Annotated in this window: 20 protein-coding genes; 1 reads left to right on the forward strand and 19 read right to left on the reverse strand. The window is 66.0% G+C overall.

Annotated features, from left to right (window positions below; genetic code table 11):
• Positions 1–345: 345 nt before the first annotated feature.
• The 11 genes from AC1D2O_RS03345 to AC1D2O_RS03395 all read right to left on the reverse strand — a co-directional run bounded on the left by AC1D2O_RS03345 (position 346) and on the right by AC1D2O_RS03395 (position 8,981).
• Complete coding sequence (locus AC1D2O_RS03345) at positions 346–915, reverse strand: MarR family winged helix-turn-helix transcriptional regulator (RefSeq protein WP_478156166.1); 570 nt, start codon at positions 913–915, stop codon at positions 346–348.
• A 50-nt stretch (positions 916–965) separates the two neighbouring features.
• Positions 966–2,063, reverse strand: a complete 1,098-nt coding sequence (locus AC1D2O_RS03350; protein ID WP_478090522.1) for a Rieske 2Fe-2S domain-containing protein — start codon at positions 2,061–2,063, stop codon at positions 966–968.
• Between the two features lie 31 nt (positions 2,064–2,094).
• A complete protein-coding gene (locus AC1D2O_RS03355; RefSeq protein ID WP_478090521.1) occupies positions 2,095–3,051 on the reverse strand; it encodes a PDR/VanB family oxidoreductase in 957 nt (318 codons plus the stop codon).
• The gene (locus AC1D2O_RS03360) at positions 3,041–3,616 is read right to left on the reverse strand and encodes a MarR family winged helix-turn-helix transcriptional regulator (protein WP_478090520.1); all 576 of its coding nucleotides are present in this window, start codon (positions 3,614–3,616) and stop codon (positions 3,041–3,043) included. Before AC1D2O_RS03360 ends, AC1D2O_RS03355 begins: the two co-directional genes overlap by 11 nt.
• A 21-nt stretch (positions 3,617–3,637) precedes the next feature.
• Positions 3,638–4,351, reverse strand: coding sequence for an ABC transporter ATP-binding protein (locus AC1D2O_RS03365; RefSeq protein ID WP_478090519.1), 714 nt, complete (start codon positions 4,349–4,351; stop codon positions 3,638–3,640).
• 2 nt (positions 4,352–4,353) lie between these two features.
• A complete protein-coding gene (locus tag AC1D2O_RS03370) occupies positions 4,354–5,094 on the reverse strand; it encodes an ABC transporter ATP-binding protein (RefSeq protein ID WP_478090518.1) in 741 nt (246 codons plus the stop codon).
• Positions 5,091–6,080: a branched-chain amino acid ABC transporter permease gene (locus AC1D2O_RS03375; RefSeq protein WP_478090517.1), complete on the reverse strand. Its 990-nt coding sequence runs from the start codon at positions 6,078–6,080 to the stop codon at positions 5,091–5,093. The genes AC1D2O_RS03370 and AC1D2O_RS03375 overlap by 4 nt, the downstream gene beginning before the upstream one ends.
• Before the next feature lie 5 nt (positions 6,081–6,085).
• Positions 6,086–6,943 carry a branched-chain amino acid ABC transporter permease gene (locus AC1D2O_RS03380; RefSeq protein ID WP_478156167.1) on the reverse strand — a complete coding sequence of 286 codons (858 nt, stop codon included), beginning with the start codon at positions 6,941–6,943 and terminating at the stop codon, positions 6,086–6,088.
• A 36-nt stretch (positions 6,944–6,979) separates the two neighbouring features.
• On the reverse strand, positions 6,980–8,158 hold the full coding sequence (locus AC1D2O_RS03385) for an ABC transporter substrate-binding protein (RefSeq protein ID WP_478090515.1): 1,179 nt from the start codon (positions 8,156–8,158) through the stop codon (positions 6,980–6,982).
• A gap of 230 nt (positions 8,159–8,388) precedes the next feature.
• Entirely contained in the window at positions 8,389–8,760 is a 372-nt protein-coding gene (locus AC1D2O_RS03390) for a hypothetical protein (RefSeq protein WP_478090514.1), read from the reverse strand.
• 56 nt (positions 8,761–8,816) lie between these two features.
• Positions 8,817–8,981, reverse strand: a complete 165-nt coding sequence (locus tag AC1D2O_RS03395; protein ID WP_478090513.1) for an FmdB family zinc ribbon protein — start codon at positions 8,979–8,981, stop codon at positions 8,817–8,819.
• 193 nt (positions 8,982–9,174) lie between these two features.
• On the opposite strand from AC1D2O_RS03395, the gene AC1D2O_RS03400 reads away from it, so the two are divergent.
• Positions 9,175–9,810, forward strand: a complete 636-nt coding sequence (locus AC1D2O_RS03400) for a GDSL-type esterase/lipase family protein (RefSeq protein ID WP_478090512.1) — start codon at positions 9,175–9,177, stop codon at positions 9,808–9,810.
• 21 nt (positions 9,811–9,831) lie between these two features.
• Here the strand turns inward: AC1D2O_RS03400 and AC1D2O_RS03405 are convergent, their stop codons facing one another.
• From AC1D2O_RS03405 to AC1D2O_RS03440, 8 genes are all read right to left on the reverse strand, one after another.
• Entirely contained in the window at positions 9,832–11,640 is a 1,809-nt protein-coding gene (locus tag AC1D2O_RS03405) for an outer membrane protein assembly factor BamB family protein (RefSeq protein ID WP_478156169.1), read from the reverse strand.
• 201 nt (positions 11,641–11,841) lie between these two features.
• Positions 11,842–12,825, reverse strand: coding sequence for a Bug family tripartite tricarboxylate transporter substrate binding protein (locus AC1D2O_RS03410; RefSeq protein ID WP_478091787.1), 984 nt, complete (start codon positions 12,823–12,825; stop codon positions 11,842–11,844).
• Positions 12,822–13,688: an ABC transporter permease gene (locus AC1D2O_RS03415; RefSeq protein WP_478091785.1), complete on the reverse strand. Its 867-nt coding sequence runs from the start codon at positions 13,686–13,688 to the stop codon at positions 12,822–12,824. Before AC1D2O_RS03415 ends, AC1D2O_RS03410 begins: the two co-directional genes overlap by 4 nt.
• Entirely contained in the window at positions 13,685–14,863 is a 1,179-nt protein-coding gene (locus AC1D2O_RS03420) for a type 1 periplasmic-binding domain-containing protein (protein WP_478091784.1), read from the reverse strand. The genes AC1D2O_RS03415 and AC1D2O_RS03420 overlap by 4 nt, the downstream gene beginning before the upstream one ends.
• Positions 14,860–15,849: a PQQ-dependent catabolism-associated beta-propeller protein gene (locus AC1D2O_RS03425; protein WP_478091782.1), complete on the reverse strand. Its 990-nt coding sequence runs from the start codon at positions 15,847–15,849 to the stop codon at positions 14,860–14,862. The genes AC1D2O_RS03420 and AC1D2O_RS03425 overlap by 4 nt, the downstream gene beginning before the upstream one ends.
• Before the next feature lie 34 nt (positions 15,850–15,883).
• Positions 15,884–16,597: an ABC transporter ATP-binding protein gene (locus tag AC1D2O_RS03430; RefSeq protein WP_478091788.1), complete on the reverse strand. Its 714-nt coding sequence runs from the start codon at positions 16,595–16,597 to the stop codon at positions 15,884–15,886.
• Positions 16,598–16,648: 51 nt separating this feature from the next.
• Complete coding sequence (cydB, locus tag AC1D2O_RS03435; protein WP_478156171.1) at positions 16,649–17,656, reverse strand: cytochrome d ubiquinol oxidase subunit II; 1,008 nt, start codon at positions 17,654–17,656, stop codon at positions 16,649–16,651.
• A complete protein-coding gene (locus AC1D2O_RS03440) occupies positions 17,653–19,062 on the reverse strand; it encodes a cytochrome ubiquinol oxidase subunit I (protein ID WP_478091779.1) in 1,410 nt (469 codons plus the stop codon). The genes cydB and AC1D2O_RS03440 overlap by 4 nt, the downstream gene beginning before the upstream one ends.
• Positions 19,063–19,064 lie beyond the last annotated feature (2 nt).

Consider the following 19,064-nt stretch of genomic DNA (forward strand, 5'->3'; position numbering starts at 1 on the left):
GCGGCAAGCGAATCTTGACGTCGTGCAGGGAACGGCTTGGCGGACTGGTTGCCTGCGCACCGTGCCAGAAACTCCTATTGAAGTGTCGATTCCCGAATCGTGTCTGCGGACTGTCGGAGCTGGCGCTGGAGCTTTCGATCGAGCCGGCTGGACTCACGGTGGGCGACGATCTCCCAGAGCCATCCACCCGCCACGGCAATCGCGACGACACCCAGCGACACAATCGAATCCATACGCTCCTCCCGCGAACACAACCCGCTCACTGTGCCGCCGCGTGCGATGCGTGGCATCCCCCCGATTGTTGAGACGTCGCAGCCTGGCAGCCCCCGGCGGCCACCAAGGCGTTCAAGACCCGGTCCCCTTGGCACCGCGGCGCCGCAACGCATGGGGGTGATGTCGACCGAGATGATCGCGCGTCGCAGCCTCGACGGCCGGCAAATTCTCATGCAGACGGCGCAGAAGGTCGAGAAGAACCTTGCGCTCGGCCACCGTCAGTACCGACATGAAGGCCCGCTCGCGCTCCATCGCGATGTCGCGAATCTGATCGTGAATGGCGCGGCCGGACGGCGTGAGCGTGGCGATTCGCGCCCGTCCGTCCTGCGGATCCAGCGCGAGTTCGATGAAGCCGCGCGCCTGCATGCTCTTGAAACAGCGGCTCATCGAGGCCTTGTCCATGCCGATGATGCCGCAGGCCTTCTGCGCCGAGATGGACCCTTCGATCGCGAGCAGCACCAGGACGCGCCAGCTCTCGATCCCGACATCGAACGCGGCAAGATAGGCCTGCGAGGCCCCGCTCGACAGCTTGTTGGCGATCCAGCTGAGATAGGCGGGCGCGTAGTTGTCCAGATCGACAACGTCGCCCCTTGCTGCCTTGGAAGGGGTCTTGCGCGCGGAAGTGGTCTTGGTACGAGGCATCGAATGAGGACTGGAGTTGCTGGCGCCACTGTAGCCGCCCCGGGAAGCCGTCAGGCTTCGATCGCGCCCGCTGCGGCCTGCTTCTTGAGCAACTCGGCGACGATGCGCCTTGCCCTGTTCGCGCCCGCATCGACGTGGATGTCCGTCCAGGTTGCCCTCTCGCCGAACTCCAGCATGTTCCGGTATTGCGCTTCGATGACGGTGCGGTCCTCGTCGAACGTGAAAGCCGTCTGTTGAATCACGGCGTCGATGTTCTCCGGCATGTCCGGGTGCTTGGTGCTGGCCATGCTCCAGAAGTAGTGGCAGGTCTCGTCGGTTTCCGGGGTGATGCCGTGGAAGCCGCGCATGTGGAAGCCGCCGCGTTTGGGATCGTCGATGGCGTCGGTGCCCGGCTCCACGGCACCGGTCCAGATGCGCAGGTGGGTGAGATCGAATTCGATCTCCTGCCAGCGCTCACATTTCTCGCCGAAGGGCCAGGCGGCGCGGTAGGTCGGCGGTGGCGACGAATTGGGCATCAGGCGCACGACCTTGACCTGCTCGCCTTCGGATGACACCTTCATGGGTGCGTTCATGTGCAGCTTGGCGTCACCACCGATGGTCTGCAGATGGACATAGCCCAGGTGGCTCAGGTCGAGCAGGTTGTCGTGGATCAGCTGCCAGGGTGACTTGTAGTGGTAGTTGCCGCTGCCGAACTTGAAGCGAGGGTCGTCATGGAACGGATAGTCCGGCGCTGGGCGCACCGGCATGGCGGCTTCATCCCGGGGCATCCAGATCCAGATGATCTGGTTCTTCTCGACCACGTGGTAGGCCTTGACCCTGGCCTTGGCCGGGATGCGCTCCTGGCCGGGAATCTCGATGCATTGCCCATTCGGTGCGTACAGGAGGCCGTGGTAGCCGCAGCGCACGCCAGCGCCTTCGACCGTCCCGCACGACAGCGGCAGCGAACGGTGGCAGCAGCGGTCTTCCAGCGCCGCGACCTGCCCATCACCCGTGCGGAAGAGGACCACCTTCTGATTCAGGAAGGTCCGGGCAATGGGTTTGTCCGTGAGTTCGGACGAGAAGCCTGCCACATACCACTGGTCGAGTAGAAAGCGACTGGCATCGGCGTTCTCGGTCACGTTCTTGATGGGAATGCAGGTCGTCGTCATTCAGATTCTCCTTGGGGGGAAGAGTGGCAATTCAAAGGTCGAGCACCAGGAGCGGGGACAGGGCTCGCGAACAACATGGCGTGAACTGGTCGTTCGCCGCGCGCTCGGAATCGGTCAGGAAGGTGTCGCGGTGATCGGGGGTGCCTTCCAGCACACGCGTCAGGCAGGTCCCGCAAACGCCGGCTTCACAGGATGTCGGCACTTCCACGCCGTGCGCCGCCAGCACCTCGATCACGGTCTTGCCGGCCGGCACCCGGCAGCTCAGGCCGGTGCTTGCAACGCGCACCTCGAAGCTCTCGTCGGTTGCCGATGCGGTGTCAACGCCGGCGAAGTATTCGCGATGCAGCTGCCCTTCGGGCCAGCCCTGCCGCCTGGCAGTCTCCAGCACATGGTCCATGAAGCCGGTCGGTCCGCACACGTAGAGGTGGGTGCCATCGGAAGGGTTGGCCAGCACGCGCTGCGCATCGAATTTCTGCTCGGGAATGTCGTCCGCATGGAGCGCCACGCGGCTCGCGAAGCCCGCCGCCCCGATCTCTTCGAGAAAGGCCATGCGGCTCGCGGAACGGCCGCAGTAGTGCATCTCGAAAGGCCTGTCGCAGGCGTGCAGGGCGCGGGCCATTGCCAGGATCGGCGTCACGCCGATACCGCCTGCCAGCAGCAGGCTTCGCGCAGCCTCTGCCAGGGGGAAATGGTTGCGCGGCGAACTCACGCGCAGGAGGTCGCCGATCTGCACCCGCTCGTGCATGCCGGCTGATCCGCCGCGTGACTGCGCCTCGCGCAACACCGCGATGCGATAGCGGTTTCGCTCCGAAGGATCGTTGCTGAGGGAGTACTGGCGTATCAGCGAAGGCGCCACGTGGACGTCGATGTGCGCGCCGGCCGAGAAAGCGGGCAACGCGTCCCCGTCGACCGGCACGAGTTCGAAACTGCAGATGCCGTCTGCCTCTTCGACTCGCCGAGCGACACGAACCATCAATTCATTCGTCATGGAGTTTCATCGCCTCTTCGCCGCAGTCGGCCGGCTGCCCTGTGAATCGCGTGCGCACGTAGTCCTGCGTGGAGGCTTCCACCGCCGGGAGGTTTGCGTGAAGGCGGCGCAGCAATCCGAGCAGCACCTCCACTTCGTTGTCTTCCAGGACTGACAGGAAGGCGCGTTCGCGATCCAATGCCATGCCCATCATCTGGTCGTGCAGATGCCGCCCCTTGGACGTGAGCGCCGCGAGGCGAAGCCGGCCATCGGCACCGTCGAGCTCGGTGCGAATCAGCCCGCTTTCCTGCATGCTCTTGAAGCAGCGGCTGACCGAGCCCTTGTCCATGCCGATGACGACCGACACCTGCTGCGCCGAGATCGCACCCTCGGTCGCCAGCAAGACGAGGCAACGCCAGGTCTCGATGCCGACGTTGAAGGTCCCGAGGTAGTGCTGCGAGGCACCGCGCGACAGCTTGTTGGCGATCCAGGTCAGATAGGCGGGAACGTAGCGCTCCAGGTTCACCGTGTGCGGCGCAGCGCTTGCCTGAGGCGCAGCGACGGTGCTGAGTGTGCGATCGGTCATGTTGCAATGCTCGGCGGCCGCTCAGTGCACGGCCATGCCGACCCAGCGCTCGAGCGTCTCCGGGTCGGCCAACAGCGATGCGGCGTCGGCGTTGTGCACCACCGTCCCGTGGTCCAGGATGAGGGCACGCTCCGCGTAAGCCAGCGCCTCGTCCACCTGCTGCTCGACGATGACGACGGCAATGCCGGTCTCCCGGCTCAGGTTGCTGAAGGCGCGCAGCAACTCCTGCCGGATCAGCGGCGCGAGGCCCTCCAGGGGCTCGTCGAGCAGAAGCAGCGAGGGCCGGCCGAGCAGGGCCCGGGCGACCGAAAGCATCTGCTGCTCGCCACCCGACAGCTGGGTGCCCCCGTTGCGCCGACGCTCGGCGAGCCGCGGGAACAGGGCGTAGGCCTCGTCCAGCGCCCCGCGCGGCCGCCGCTTGAGGCCGGCCAACAGGTTTTCCTCGACGGTCAGCGATGGAAAGATGTCCCGTGTCTGCGGCACGTAGCCCAGGCCGAGGTCCGCACGCTGGTGCGGCGCAAGCGCCGAAATGTCATCCCCGCAGAACGTGATCCGGCCACTGCGAAGCGGCACCAGGCCCATGATGGCTCGCAGCGCGGTGGTCTTGCCCACGCCGTTGCGCCCGACCATCGCCAGGCGCTCCTGATCCGCCATTTCGAATGACAGGCCGTTCAATACGGTGGTGGGACCGTAACCCGCCACCACGCCCTCGAGCTTGAGGATCGATCTCGCCATGTTCAGTTTCCCAGGTAGGCTGCCCGCACCATGGGGTCGCGGCGGATGTCGTCGGGGGAGCCGTCGGCCAGCACCGCGCCGTCGGCCAGCACCAGGATGCGGTTGGCGAAGCGGAACACGAGGTCCATGTCGTGCTCGATGATGAGCACGGCCAGGTCTCGCGGCAGTGCGTCCAGTGCCGCGAGCAGGCGCGCGCCATCGCCCTTGGGGACACCGGCCATCGGCTCGTCCAGCAGCAGGACCTTGGGCCGCAGCGCCAGTGCCAGCGCCATCTCGATCAGGCGCTGCTCGCCATACGCAAGGTCCTGCGTCGCTGTGCTTGCATGCGCATTCAGGCCGAAGCGAGAGAGGATCTCCCGTGCCTCCGCTTGCAGGGTGGGGTACGCATCGATGCTGCGCCACATCCCGCCGGTCAACCGTTCGCGCTCGAACAACGCGAGCTCGATCTGGCGCTGCACCGCGAAGTGCGGCGCCAGCGTCGTGATCTGGAAGGTGCGGGCCAGGCCGGCGCGCACCCGCTGGGCCTGGTTCAGCCGCGTGGCGTTCTCGCCGCGGAGCCAGATTTCGCCCGCGTCGGAGGCCAGGACGCCGCTCATTTGATTGACCAGCGTGGTCTTTCCCGCACCGTTGGGACCGATCAGCGCCATGCGGTCGCCGGCGCTCAGCGCAAACGACACACCACGTGTCACGTGGAGGCCACCGAAGCGCTTGTCCAGGGATTTGAGCTCGAGCAGGACGCTCATCGCACACCTCCGGCACGGCGACGCAGCCAGGCCCAGGCCTTGGCCGGCGACACCAGGACGACCAGCATCAGCAAGGCGCCGACCACGAACAGCCAGTGGTAGGGATTGATGGAGGCCGCCGTGTGGTGCAGCAGCGTGAACACTGCAGCGCCGACCAGCGCGCCGGTGAGCCGCCCTGCCCCGCCGAGGATGAGCATGACCAGTGCCTCGGCGGACAGCGCGAACGACAGGCTGTCCATGCCGACGACCGCATTGGTCTGCGCCGACAGCGCCCCGGCGGCACCGGCAACGGCGCCGGCGACCGTGTACAGGACCAGGAGCCGTGCGAACACCGGAGTGCCCAGCGCCGCCATCCGGGCGCGGTTCTCATGGATGCCGCGCACGGCGAGGCCGAACGGCGAATCGACCAGCCGGCGCGCGACGTAGAAGAGAACCACCAGCACGGCCAGCGCATAGAGGGCCGCGACCCGACCCTCGAGATCGAAGGCAAAACGCCCCAGCACAGGCCCCATGACGAAGCCGGACAAGCCGTCGTCGCCACCCGTCCAGTCGCGCGCCTTTTGCGCCAGGTTCAGCAGGATCTGCGACACCGCGACCGTGAGCATCAGGAAGGTGAAGCCCTGGTAGCGCAGCAGGAACGCGCCCGACAGCAGCGCCAGGCCCGCGCCGGCGGCGATGCCGACTGCCAGGCCGATCAAGGGGTCGGGGTGGACCTGCAGCGCGAAGATGCCCGCGGCATAGGCGCCCATCCCGAACAAGGCGGCATGGCCCAGGGTCGCCAGGCCGGCGATGCCCACCACGAGGTCCAGGGACAGCACGAACAGCGCGGTGATGAAGATGCGGGTCAGCAGGCCCAGCTGCTCCGGCATCCAGGCGCAGGTCGACAAGCCGATCACGAGAAGCGCAGCGGGCGCGCGCCAGGCCGGCGCGCAGCGCGGAGCGGCGGCTTGCTGCGGCGGCACCGCGAGCGCCGGCGTTGTCGTCATGGTGTTCATCGTTTCAGCAGGCCATCGGGACGCCAGGCCAGCAATGCGGCCATGGCAACAAAGAAGAAAAGGCTTCCCCATTCCGAGGCGAGGTACTTGCTGGCGGTTTCAATGACGCCGAGCAGCACGGCCGCAACCAGCGAGCCGGTGATGCTGCCCATGCCACCCACCGCGACGACCACCAGGACCAGCACCAGGTACTTGAGGGCGTAGTAGGGCTCCAGCGGCATCAGCTCGGCGCCCAGAATGCCACCCAGGCCGGCCAGGGCTGCCCCGGCGGCGAAGCTCGCGCATTGCACCGTCCGAATGGGAATGCCCAACGTCGAGGCGGTGCCACTGTGGTCGACGGCCGCACGCAGCCAGATACCGAAGCGCGTGCGTGTGACCGTCCAGGCCGTCAAGGCGGCCACTGCACAGCCGGCAGCGATGACCAGCAGGCGTTGGGTGGGCAGCGTGCGAAAGCCCAGATCCACCGAGCCCGCCAGCAAAGGCGGCAGCGGGATCATCTGCACCTGGGGGCCGACCAGCGCGTTGGTGGCGGCGATCAGCACGAAGCTCAGTCCGATCGTGAACAGCACCTGATCGAGTTCCTTGCGGCGGTACAGGTGACGCAGCACGAGCAGCTCGAGCACGGCGCCCAGCAAACCCGTCGCCACGATGGCCGCGGGCACGGCAAGCCAGAAGCTCCATTGGGCTTCGCGGGTCAGGAGAGCGGCGCAGTAGCCGCCCACCATCGCGAAGGCGCCATGGCTCAGATTGACGAAGCGCATCAGACCGAGCGTCACCGACAGGCCGACGGCAATGACGAACAGCACCATGCCGTAGGCCAGCCCGTCGATCAGGATGTTGAGGAAAGTGTTCACGGGACGGAACTCAGGGGATGCGATGCGGACAGGAGTTCACTTCTCCAGGCCGAAGTCGGTCTGGGGCCCGAAGCTCTGCAGCTCCTTGTTGACCAGTTGGTCGCCCACCTTCTCCACCTTGCGCAGATAGACGTTCTGCACGATGTGACGCGTCTTGGGATCGATGTTCACGGGTCCACGGGGGCTTTCCCACTTGAGGGTGCGGGCGGCGGCGAGCGCCTTGGCACCGTCCTTCTTGCCGCCCGTCGCCTCGATCATCTGGTGGATGACGTACATGCCGTCCCAAGCGCCGACCGATGCGTAGTTGGCGACGGCGTTCGGATCCCGCTTCTTCAGCGCGTCGACGAATTTCTTGTTCTCAGGCGAGTCGTGCGCGCCTGAATAGTGGAAGGCCGTGGTCAGGCCCAGCGCGGCGGCACCGAATTTCTGCAGGTCGAACTCGTCGGTCTCGGCGCTTCCGAGGAACTGCACGCCGGCCTTGGCCAGCCCGTTCTCGTTGTAGGCCTTGACGAAGCCCAAATTGGGTGGGCCGCCGGGGAGGAAGGTATAGACCGCTTGCGCGCCGCTCGCCTTGATGCGCTGCACGAAGGGGCCGAAGTCGGTGGTGGCCATCGGCATGCGGATGCTCTCGACCACCGTCCCGCCCTGCTTGGTGAACTCGCTCTTGAAGGCCGTCTCGGCGTCGATGCCGGGCCCGTAGTCGGTGACGGCCGTGACGATCTTCTTCATGTTCTGCTTCGCCGCCCATTGCGCGGCCGGCACGGTGACCTGCCACAGCGTGTAGCTCGTGCGGACGAAGAACTCGGACTTCTCGGTGATGGCCGAAGTCGCGGCATTGAAGATGACCGTCGGCGTCTGCGACTGCTGAATCAGCGGCGCCACCGCCATGGCATTGGGCGTGAACACGAACCCGCCCAGGTAGTCCACCTTGTCCTTGACGATCAACTCCTGAACCAGGGTCTTGGTCAGGCTTGGATTGGGTCCTCCGGTGTCCCGGTAGATGAACTCGATGTCCTTGCCGGCCAGTTTGCCGCCCTGGCTGGCGACATAGCTTTCCGCGGCAGCCTTGAACAGGGACCCGTAGTGCGCGAACGGCCCCGAAAAGGGTCCGATGATCCCGACCTTGACGGCTTGCGCCATGGCCTGGGGTGCGGCGAGCGACAGCCCTGCTGAGGCGAAGAGTGCACACGCAATGGCGCGACGGTTGAGTTTCATCGTGGTCTCCAGTTGTGGGTCTGCCTGTGCAGCGGCCGTGGTTCCTGCTCAGGCTGGACGTGATTGTGATTGCCATATCAACTAGTTGCAATGCCAACTAGTTGGGGGTTTACCCTAGAAGGCGTGGGGAGCGGCCCTGCACAATCGTCGAGAATCCCGGCGACCACCCATTCCACGGACGGGGTCGCCCGGCTGGAGCGCCAACTCGGCACATCCTGCGATACGCAGCGCTATACCCAACGCTGGACGGCTTCGGCGGTGTCGCTCGGCTTGGTGTTGAAGCAAATTCGGGCCTGAGGTGCAGCTCGATGCACCACATTGACCAGTTGCTCGAAGAGAAGAAAGTAAGCGGGGATGGCCCGGATGCCCGCACCGATGACCACGCAGTCGAACGGCTTTTCGGAGAGCTTCCGGGCAACCACATCTGCAGCCGTATCCCCGAGGTCCGTCAGGCAGAGTTCCGCTTCATAGCCCAGTGCGGCAAGTCTTGCCTGGTCCGCCCCAAGCCCAGAGCGAACCTTGTCTGCGTTCATGTCCGGCATCGTGCTGAAGTCGACCAGGTCCGGCTCCAACCCGATCACCAGCACCAGCGTCTTCTTCATTCGCGCCCGATCACAAGTCGCAATCGATGGTTCGCAGTTGCCGTCAATGCGCTGGCCTAACTCTTCTTGGAGGTCTTTGCGAAGAACTGCGTCGGCTGATGCTGAACGGCCTCACTGTCGCATTTGGGGCAACGCAAGCGAGCAGTCTCATGCTCAGCGACGTGTTCGATGTGCTCGAAAACCTCGCCGCACTTTGTGCAACGATACTGGTACGTAGGCATGGCACTTCTCCACCGCAGGGACGGAGGCAAGCGCCCGCCCCTAGCGTCTTATCCTACGACGATGGCGCCGCCTTGGAAACCCTTTTTCGGTCGAGGTCGGCCAGTGGCCGGCCGACTGCCGACCACGGCATGATGGCCGCCAAGCTCGACCTCAATGGCTCCCGATGCGGTGAACCTCCAGATCCGGATTGAAATGAATCGACGACACCTTCTCATGCTGGCCGGCTTGCAGTCGGCCTTGACGCTTTCGGCCTGCGGCAAGCGCAAGCCTTCTGTTGCGGCGCTGAAATCCGATGCGCGTGTCCTGGCGCTGGGCGACAGCTTGACCATGGGCTATGGCGCCACGCCCGAGCAGGCCTGGCCAACGCGACTGGCGCAATTGACGGGCTGGCAGGTCGACAATGAAGGCGTCAGTGGCGACACCTCCGCCGGTGCGTTGCAGCGCCTGGAGGCATTGCTGGCGATGAACAGCTACGACGCGGTTCTGGTCGGCATCGGTGGGAACGACATGCTGCGCGGCATCTCGCAGCAGACCACGACGGACCACGTGGCGGCGATCGTGCGCATGGCACTCGCGCACACGCCTTACGTGGCGGTGATCGCGACGCCCGCGCCCGAGCCGCTGCGCGCGACCGTCGGTTCCCTCAGCGATGCCGGCTTCTACGAAGTGGTGGCGAAGGCCGAGAAGGTGCTTCTGATACCGGACGTGTACGCCGCCGTTCTGTCGGATGCGGCACTGCGGTCGGACCGCATTCATGCGAACGCGCAAGGCTACGCGGTGGTGGCGCAGCAACTGGCCGACAAGCTGAAGGCGGCGGGCTGGCGCTGAGAGGGAAGGTCCATGTCGGGCCTATTTCTTCGCCGCGCCGCTGTCGAGCCCCAGGATCACGACCTTTGCATGCCTCGGCTTCGTGGGCCAGGCGACCATGGTGAAGCCCTCCGCCACCGCAACCTTCTGTACGCCGTCGACGGCGTACGTGATCACGCCGCCCCCGATTCCGCCGCCACTTCCGAGCGGCCCTCCCCAGAGTTTCTGTCCGGTGGAAGCATCCAGCGCATAGAAATTGCCTCCGAGGTCGGCGAAGAACACGATGCCACCGGCCGTCGGCGTGATCGCTGCGACGACGGGATAGTTGGACTTGACGCGCCATTTCCAGACGCCGGTGTCGGCATCGCTGGCGTAGACCCATCCAGCCCAATGTCCGTCGGTGCGGTCTTCCTTGCCGAACATGTTGATCGGGTTGAGGGTTGCCATTCCGGTCCAGGGCTGGCCGACAGCCACCGACCGCAGCCTTTCATCGGTCTTGATCTTCACGGTATCGCACCAGTCCACGGTGCCGGTGATGATGAGGTTCGTGGTCGGATCGAAGCCGGGGGTGTTCCATTCGGTGCCTCCGACCGGACCCGGACAGAAGTGAACGTCCTGGCCGACGGCGAACGTGCCCTCGGCATTCTCGATCGTCGTGACCGGCACGCGGTAGAGCAGCTTGTTGCCTGGGAGCTCGTAGCCGTAGAGGTGCCCATCCTTCGGCGCGAGCGACATGATCTGCTTGCCGCCCATGGTTTGATGCAGGATCGGCGGACTGGACACGTCCCAGTCATGCCAGTCCTTCTTCACGACCTTGAAGTTTTTCTTGTAGTCGCCTGTCTTGGCGTCGAGCACCACGACCGAATCCGTGAAGAGGTTGTCGCCCTCGCGCGCGCCGGAAGCAAAGTCGGGCGCGGGGTTGCCTCCCGGGACATACAGCAGGCCGTTCCTGGTATCGAGCGTGTAGGAGGTCCAGGTCCCGCCGCCGCTGATGGGTATGCCTGGTGCGTTGTTCCAGGACTTCTCGTCGAGTGGCGACTTGCCCACCGGACCACGGACGACGTCGCCCTCGGTTTTGGGAACGAGGAAGAACTGCCAGACGACCTTGCCGGTCTTTGCGTCGAGGGCGTAGACCTTGCCCTTGCCACCCTTGTAATCCCCGCCGGCATTGCCGACGTACACGAGGCCATCCCACGCGATCGGTGCCGACGGCACCGACTCGCCGCGTTTCGGGTCGCAGATCGTCGTCTCCCACGCCTGCTTGCCGGTCTTGAAGTCGAAGGCCATCACCCGGCAGTCCTGGGTGCCGCGAAACAGCAGGCCGTCCATGTGGGCGGCGCCGCGGTTGGCTGGCAGGAGCGCGCCGGGATAGTCCAGGCGCGTGCGCCAGTTCTCGGCGCACGTGACCGGATCGATGGAGAAGATCTCGAACTCGGCGGTGCCGATCAATGCGTTGTTCACCATGATCAGGCCGGATTCGAAGGCCGTGAACATGCCGAGGTCGTAGGTGCACTGGACTTTCAGGTTTCCGACATTCTTCGTGTTGATCTGGTCGAGCGGCGAGAAGCGCTGCGAGGTGGGCGTCCGGTTGTAGCTCGGCCAGTCGCCGGCCGCCGCGTCGGGCCATGCCGCGTCGGCGGGGAGCGCAGGGGACGCCGCGGCAGCGGGCGCCCTGTAGGCAGGATTCGATTCGAGAGCCAACGCACCCGGCGGCGCAGTCAGCGACTTGAGAAAGTTGAGTCCCATGCCCCCGTAGGTTGTCATCGGCACCGGGAAAGCAACGTAGAGCGCCCCCGCGATTGCCGCGCCTGCAACAACCAGCACGCCGATGATGGTGACTGTCTTTTTCATGCTTCTAACCCTATGTAGGAGGGAAGACGGTGTGGAACTCGAGCACGTAGCAATCGAGGGCGATGGGCAGGTCGCATCGAGGGATCCTGTTCCCGCATGAAAGATTTTGGAAGCAGGGCCTCCGAAAGCGCAATCCCGACAGCCACGTATGTCCACGTACGTGGCAAGCCCATCCGAGAGCGCTGCGACACAGGGCCTTCCTCAGCCCCCGGTGCCGCGCGAGCTCTTCATTCGTGCGGCGACCGCTCGCTCCTTCGCGTACTCTTCGCGGCAGGCGTTCGCATAGTCCGCCGGGCCGAGGTAGGCGATCTCCTGGTCGTACCTTGCCAGGTCTTCGGCGAACTGTGGGTTGAACAGGGCTTTCTTGAAGGCGCCATGCAGCACGTCCAGTACGTCGACTGGCAATCCGCGCGGGCCGGCCAGCCCATAGGGCGACATCGCCACGATGTCGAAGCCAAGTTCGCGCAATGTCGGCACCTGCGGCCAGCGCCCGGAGCGCCGCGCCCCCAAGGTCGCGAGCAGACGCAGGCGTCCCGCATCGACCTCCGGCGCGAAACCGGTGGAACTGACCCCCACCATCACCTGGCCCGACGCCACGCCCAGGGTCAGCTCGGCGGTGCCCTTGTATGGCACATGGATGTAGCTCAGCCCGCGCTCGGTGAACAGCGCCTCGAGCACGAGATGCGGCGTGGTGCCGACGCCATTGGTGGCGATGCTCAACTCGCCCGGCCGTGCGCGTGCGAAGTCGAACAGCTGGCCGAGCGAGCGCAGCGGGCTGGCAGCGCGCACCAGCACCCCGAATGTGACGCCCGAAATCTGGATGATGGGCGTGACGTCTCGCACCGGATCCCACAGCACCTTTTGCATGAACGGCGCGCGAAAGACCGGCTGCGGCATCTGCGCAATGGTGTAGCCGTTGGCTTCGGCCTGCTGCAGGATCGGCATCGCCAGCGTGCCGCCGGCGCCGGGGCGGTTCGCCACCACCACGGGCTGGCCGAGCGCCGGCGCGGCGAGTTCGGCCAGGAGCCGCAACGACAGGTCGGTCGCGCCACCCGCCGCCCATGGCACCCACAGCATGATCGGCCGCGAAGGAAAGGCTTCGGCTGCCAGCGCATGCGGCAGAGGTCCCGCAGTCAGCGCCAGCGCGGCCGCACGTCCCAGCCAGCGGCGGCGACCGGTGTTCATGCCGCACCTCCACCGCGCTTCGTCAATCCACCAAAACCGCGCTGCGGGTCGTAGCCCCAGCAGGCCAGCATGAAGAAGACCGCCAGGCAACCGAGCACGATCCACGGGGCCTCGCCGGGATCTTTGCCATACAACGCAAACCGGATCCATTCGACGGCGTGGGTGAACGGGTTGAAGCGGGCCAGCTGATAGACCCATCCGGCGCCCGACTCGCGCAGCTTCCACAGTGGGTAAAGCGCGGTGGACATGAAGTACATCGGAAAGATCACGAAGTTCATCGTGCCGGCAAAGTTCTCCAGCTGCTTGATGTACACCGACAGCAGCAGACCGAGCGCGCCCAGCATCAGCGCCCCGCAGACCAGCGCCAGCAAGGCATGCAGCCCGCCCAGCGAAAGCAGCGGCAGGTCGGTGCCGACCAAGGTCGCGACGATCACGAAGGCAAGGGCCTGCAACACCGACAGCAGGGCCGTCGCGCAGAGCTTGCAAAACAGCAGCCATGCGCGCGGCAAGGGTGCGGTGAGCAGCAGCCGCATCAGACCCATCTCGCGGTCGTAGACCATCGCGAGCGACGACTGCATCCCGTTGAACAGCAGCACCATGCCCACCAGGCCCGGCGCGATGTAGACGTCATAGGGGATGTAGGTGTCGTAGGGCTCGACGATCGCGACGCCGAACACGTTGCGAAAGCCCGCCGCGAACACCGCCAGCCACAACAAGGGGCGCACCAGCGCCGACACCAGCCGGCCGGTCTGCTGCGAGAACTTGAACAGTTCGCGCATGACGATCGCCTGCATGGCCTGCAGCGCATGCGCGACGCCGCGGCGCGGTGCAAGTTCCGCCGCGCCGGCTTCGACGGGGGTCATCGCGTCGTCGTGCATCGCTTCTCCGGGGCGTCCGCGCCCAGTGTATCCAGCACGTTGCTCGGATGCAGCAGGCCATCGACCGGCGCCTGCGAAATCACGCCCTGGCCGTCGGTGAGCAGGACGGTCTGGCGCAACTGCCCATCCCAGGGACGAAAGGTGAGATTCGTGCCCTTGGAACCATCGAGCGGCGTCTTGGCGAGCGCCTGCGCCCAACTGGCGGCGGGCCCTTTCGGTGCCGCGATGGCGGCCGCCACCAGCGCCTTGCCCGCCATCCACGCCGCCCAGTCGCTCGCGGCCATGGGCCGGCCGGCCGCCTTGGCGAAGCGGCGCGACACTTGCGGCGCGCCGTAGCGCTCGAACTGTGCATGCCAGGCCAGCGCCACCAGCCCCGCATCACCCACCACCGGACGAGGCAACACGATCCGGTACGGCAAGCCGCGCGCAAATTCGCCGTCGCTGTCGAGCACCCAGACGGCGTCGTAGGTGCTGCCGGCCGTCAGCAGCAGCGGATTGGCCAGGTCGCGCTCCCGCGGGTCGCCAGAAAGCTTGAAGGGCCGCATCGCGACCACCTGCAAGCCATAGCGCTTGATCGAAGCCTGCGCCGTGGCAGCGCGCAACTGGTCCTGCGCACTCGGACCCACGAGCAGCAGCAATTTGCTCCACTTGCGCGACACGAGCGTTTGCGCCAATGCGTCGGCGCGCATGCGCTCGCTCGGAAGGATGTGGAACAGGCGGGCCCGGCAGTCCTGTTCGCGCAGGCGGTCGGCGGCCTCGCCGATGTTGATCACCGGCAGCTTCACGGCATCGACCACGGCCAGCGTCCAATCCGCGGGAAGATCCGTCACGAGCACGGCGGCGCCGGACTTTTCGGCCGCCTGCGCGGCCGCGCGTGCGGCCTCCGGCGAGCCGGCGGACTGCTTGGCCAGCGTGACGGCCGCATCGACGGCGTCGAGTTCGAACTGGCCTTCGTCCAGCGCGACCTGCAAGCCGTCACTCGCAGGGCCCTCAGGGTGGCCCAGGAAATGGCGCTCAACGCGCGACCGTTCGAGCCGCGCGTCGGGACTGGGCGAGATCAGCGTCGCCTTCAATGGCGTGACGGCACCCGTCGGCTGTCCGCTCGACGCCGGCCCCGCAAGCAGCAGCGACACGCCGACGCAGCAGGCGCACCACTTCATTCGACCACCACCAGGCCGTAAGGCACACGGCCGACGGGGATGCTCTTGATCGGCCTGGCCGCCGCGACATCGACCACGGTGACGTCGTCGCTCAAGCCGTTGACCACATACAGCCGGGCTTCGGCCTTGTCGAGCGTGACGTTCCACGCGCGCTTGCCGACCAGGACGAGATTCGTGACCTTTCGCTGCGGCACGTCGACGAACGCGACGTGGTTGGCCCTTCCCAGCGCCACGAAGGCGCGTTTGCCGTCGCGCGAGATCTGGATGCCCACCGGCGTGATGTCTTCGCTGCGCGCGCCCTTGACTTCGAACTTCAGGCTGCCGACCACATGGCGGGTGGCCGTATCGATGATGCTGACGCTGGCGTCGAGTTCGTTGGTGACCCACAGTTCCTTGCCGTCGGGCGTGAAGGCCATGCGGCGCGGCCGCTTGCCGACTTTCACGTTCTTGACGATGGCACCGCTGGCGACGTCGATCACGTGCACGAGACTGGCGACTTCGGAAGTCACGTACAGCGTCTTGCCGTCTGCGCTGACCTTCACGCCTTCGGGTTCCTTGCCGACCTTGATCGACTTGAGCACTTTGCCGTTCGCCGCATCGATGAAGCTGACCGCGCCTTCGTCCTCGTTGGAGACATAGATGGTCTTGCCGTCCGGCGACAGGTCGAAGGCCTCGGGCTCGTCGCCCAGCGGGATGCGGCGCAGCGACTTGCCCGTCGCCGGGTCGATCACATCGGCGGCGTTCGACTCGCTGCAGGCGAGCATGATCAGGTGATCCGCCGTGAGCTGGATGTGCCGTCCCCGATTGCAGGTCGGGATGGTGCCCTTGACGCTGAGGGTGGCCAGGTCGATCAGCGTGATCGCCTGGTCTTTCTCGCTCGATACATAGGCGGTGCCTTGCGCCACCGCGGCCATGCCGACGCACAAGCCCGACAGGGCCGCAACCGAACGAGCCACACGCTTCAGGACACGGGCAACTTCATTCATATCGATGTCTCTCCTGTGTGATTCAGCTTTGCGTTCAACTCGTGCGCGCGATGAAGCCTGCTTCAAGCGTCGACTCCCCTAGCGCTCGCGTCACCTCGACGGGCGTGCCGTCGGCCAGGAGTTCTCCCTTGTGCAGCACCAGTACCCGGTCGGCGCCTTCGGCCTCCTCCACCCGGTGCGTCGCCCACAGAACGCAGACGCCGCGCTCCTGCACGTTCGCATGCAGGGCAAGCATCAGGTCCTGGCGTGACTTGGGATCCAGGCCGACCGTGGCTTCATCCATCAGCAGCACGGTGGGTCGATGCAGCAACGCGCGCACGAGTTCGACCTTGCGTCGATTGCCGCCGGACAGTTCACGCACCTTGCGATCGAGGTCGGCGTCGATGCCGAGCTGGGCACAGGTCGCCGCGACGCGAGACGCCGCCAGCCGCCGCGGCAGGCCGTGCAGGTCGGCCTGGAAGAGCAGGTTCCGGCGGATGCTGAGATCCAGATCGAGCGACACCTGCTGGAACACGACGCCGATGTGGCGCAACGCCGCCGTCGCGGATCGAGCGAGCGAATGACCGGCCACTTCGACCTCGCCCTCGTCGGCCGCAAACAGCCCGGTGAGCACCTGGAACAGTGTCGACTTGCCTGCGCCATTGGGCCCCAGCAGGGCCACGAACTGCCCTGCCGCCAGCGTCAGCGAAAGGTCCTTCAACGCCGTCCGCGCGCCGTAGCGCTTGGTCAGGCCGGTGGTCCGCAGCATGGCCGTCGATGGGAGCGCCTGTGGCATGAATCCGCTGCGCTGGCCCATTCGTCACCGGTAGCCGCCGCGGACCTTGCCGCGGAACACCCAGTAGACGCCGAAGGTGTAGATCGCGATCACCGGCAGTACCACCACGCCGCCGTAGAACAGGAACCGAAGCGACGCCTCCGGCGCCGCCGCACTGGCCACGGTGACCGCGTACGGCACCATGTAGGGCCAGAACATCACGCCGAGTGCCAGGTACGCCGCCGCGATGAACACCACGGTCAGCGCGTACGCGACGCCATCGCGGCGCGCGCGAGCGCCCGCCACCACGCCGACCAATGAGGCGGTCGCCACCGCGACGAAGGCCCATCCCCAGGGCCGATCCTTGAAATGGCTCTGGGCGATTGCGCCAGTGTCGACCGTCAATGACACGGCGAACGCGAGGCCGAGCACCAGGAAGACGGCTGCCGCAAGCCATGGGATGCGCCGATAGGCCCAGTCGCGCAGATCGCCTTCGCTCTTGAGCACGATCCAGCCCGCGCCCAGCAGCGCGTAGCCGAAGACGAGGCCGATGCCGGTCAGCACCGAGAACGGATGCAGCCATTCGAACGAGGTGCCGGCGTACTGGTCGTTCGCCACCGGAAGGCCGCGCATCAATGCGCCCACGGCGGCGCCCTGCACGAAGGCGACCACCGTCGACCCGAGAAAGAACCCCGCATCCCACAGCCAGCGCGTCTTCACGCTGCGATAGCGGAACTCGAAGGCAACGCCGCGAAAGATGAGGCCGACGAGCAGCAGCAGGACGGGCAGGTAGAACGCGCCCAGGAACACCGCATACACCACCGGGAAGGTCGCGAACAGGCTGGCGCCGATGATCACCAGCCAGGTCTCGTTGCCGTCCCAGAACGGCGCGATGGTGCCCATCATGTTCAGGCGATGGTTCTCCTCGCGCGTGGTGCCGTAGAGGATGCCGACGCCGAGGTCGAAGCCATCCAGGATCACGTAGACCAGGATCGAGATGGCGATGACCGCCGCCCAGAAAAGCGCCATGTCGCTGGGCACGGCCGGGCTCACTGCGTGCCTCCGGATCCGCCAACGGGCGGGGCGTCCGTGCGCGCGCCGACGGCCAGCGGCCGGCTGCCGGTGATGTTGGCCGTGGCTTGCGTCTTGGCACGCGGTCCCTGGCGCAAGAGCTTGTAGATGTAGTAGATGCCGAAGGAAATGAAGAGCCAGTACACCGCCACGTAGATGATCAGCGAGGTCAGCACGTCACCCGTGGTCAGGGAGGGCGTGACCGCGTCCTTGGTCCGCAGGAGCCCGTAGACCACCCAGGGCTGGCGTCCGATCTCGGCGGTGTACCAGCCGGTGAGGATGGCCACGAAGCCGGTCGGGAAGGCCGCCAGGGTGCACCAGAGAAACCAGCGCGACGACTCCAGCTTGCTGCGCCATCGCAGGAAATTGCCGAGCCACGAGACGGCCAGCATGATGAGGCCCATGCCGACCATCAGCCGGAAGGTCCAGAAGGGAATCAGCACCGGCGGCCAATCTTCGCGAGGAAAGGACTCGAGGCCGCGCTCGGGGGCGGTGAGGTTGCCCGACGCGATCAAGCTGCCCAGCTTGGGCACCGTGATGGCGTAGAGATTGCGCTGGTTCGCCTCGTCGGGGATGGCGACCAGGACTTCGCTGGCCGGCTGCTCGTTCTTCCAGCGCGCCTCGATCGCGGCGAACTTGGCGGGCTGGTGCTCGAGCACGTACAGGCCCGTCAGATGCCCGAAGAACAGCTGGACCGGGATCAGGACCGCGGCCAGCCCCAATCCCCAGTGCAGCATCATCCGGCCTTCGTCGAAGTGCACCCGGCGAAGCAGATACCAGGCGCCGGTGGCCGACACGCACATCGCGGTCGTCAGCAAGGCGGCCAGCAGCATGTGCGGCCAGCGCACCATCTGTATCGGTCCCAGGACGATCTGCATCCAGTCGACCGGAATGATCTTGCCGTCCACCACCGCATGGCCCAGCGGCACCTGCATCCAGCTGTTGTTGGCCAGGATCCAGAACGACGAGAACATCGTGCCCAGCGACACCATGCAGCAGGAAAAGAAATAGAAGCGCGGCGACACCCGGTCGCGCCCGAGCAGCATCACGCCGAAGAAGGTCGCCTCGAGCATGAAGGCCGTGAAGCCCTCGTAGCCGAGCAACGGGCCCTGGATCGCGCCGGTCTTCACGGCCAGCACGCCCCAGTTGGTGCCGAACTGGAAGGCCATCACGATGCCCGTGACCACACCCATGCCGAAGGAGACCGCGAAGATCGGCAGCCAGAAGTCGAACACCCTGCGATAGAGCAGGTTGCCCGTCGCCAGCCGCGCGCCCTCGATCGTGGCCAGCCACGCCGCCAGTCCGATCGTGAACGCGGGGAAGATGATGTGGAAACTGATCACGAACCCGAACTGGATTCGCGACAGTATGACCGGATCGAGGTCCATGG

The sequence above is a fragment of the Variovorax sp. P1_G12 genome (assembly GCF_056405555.1).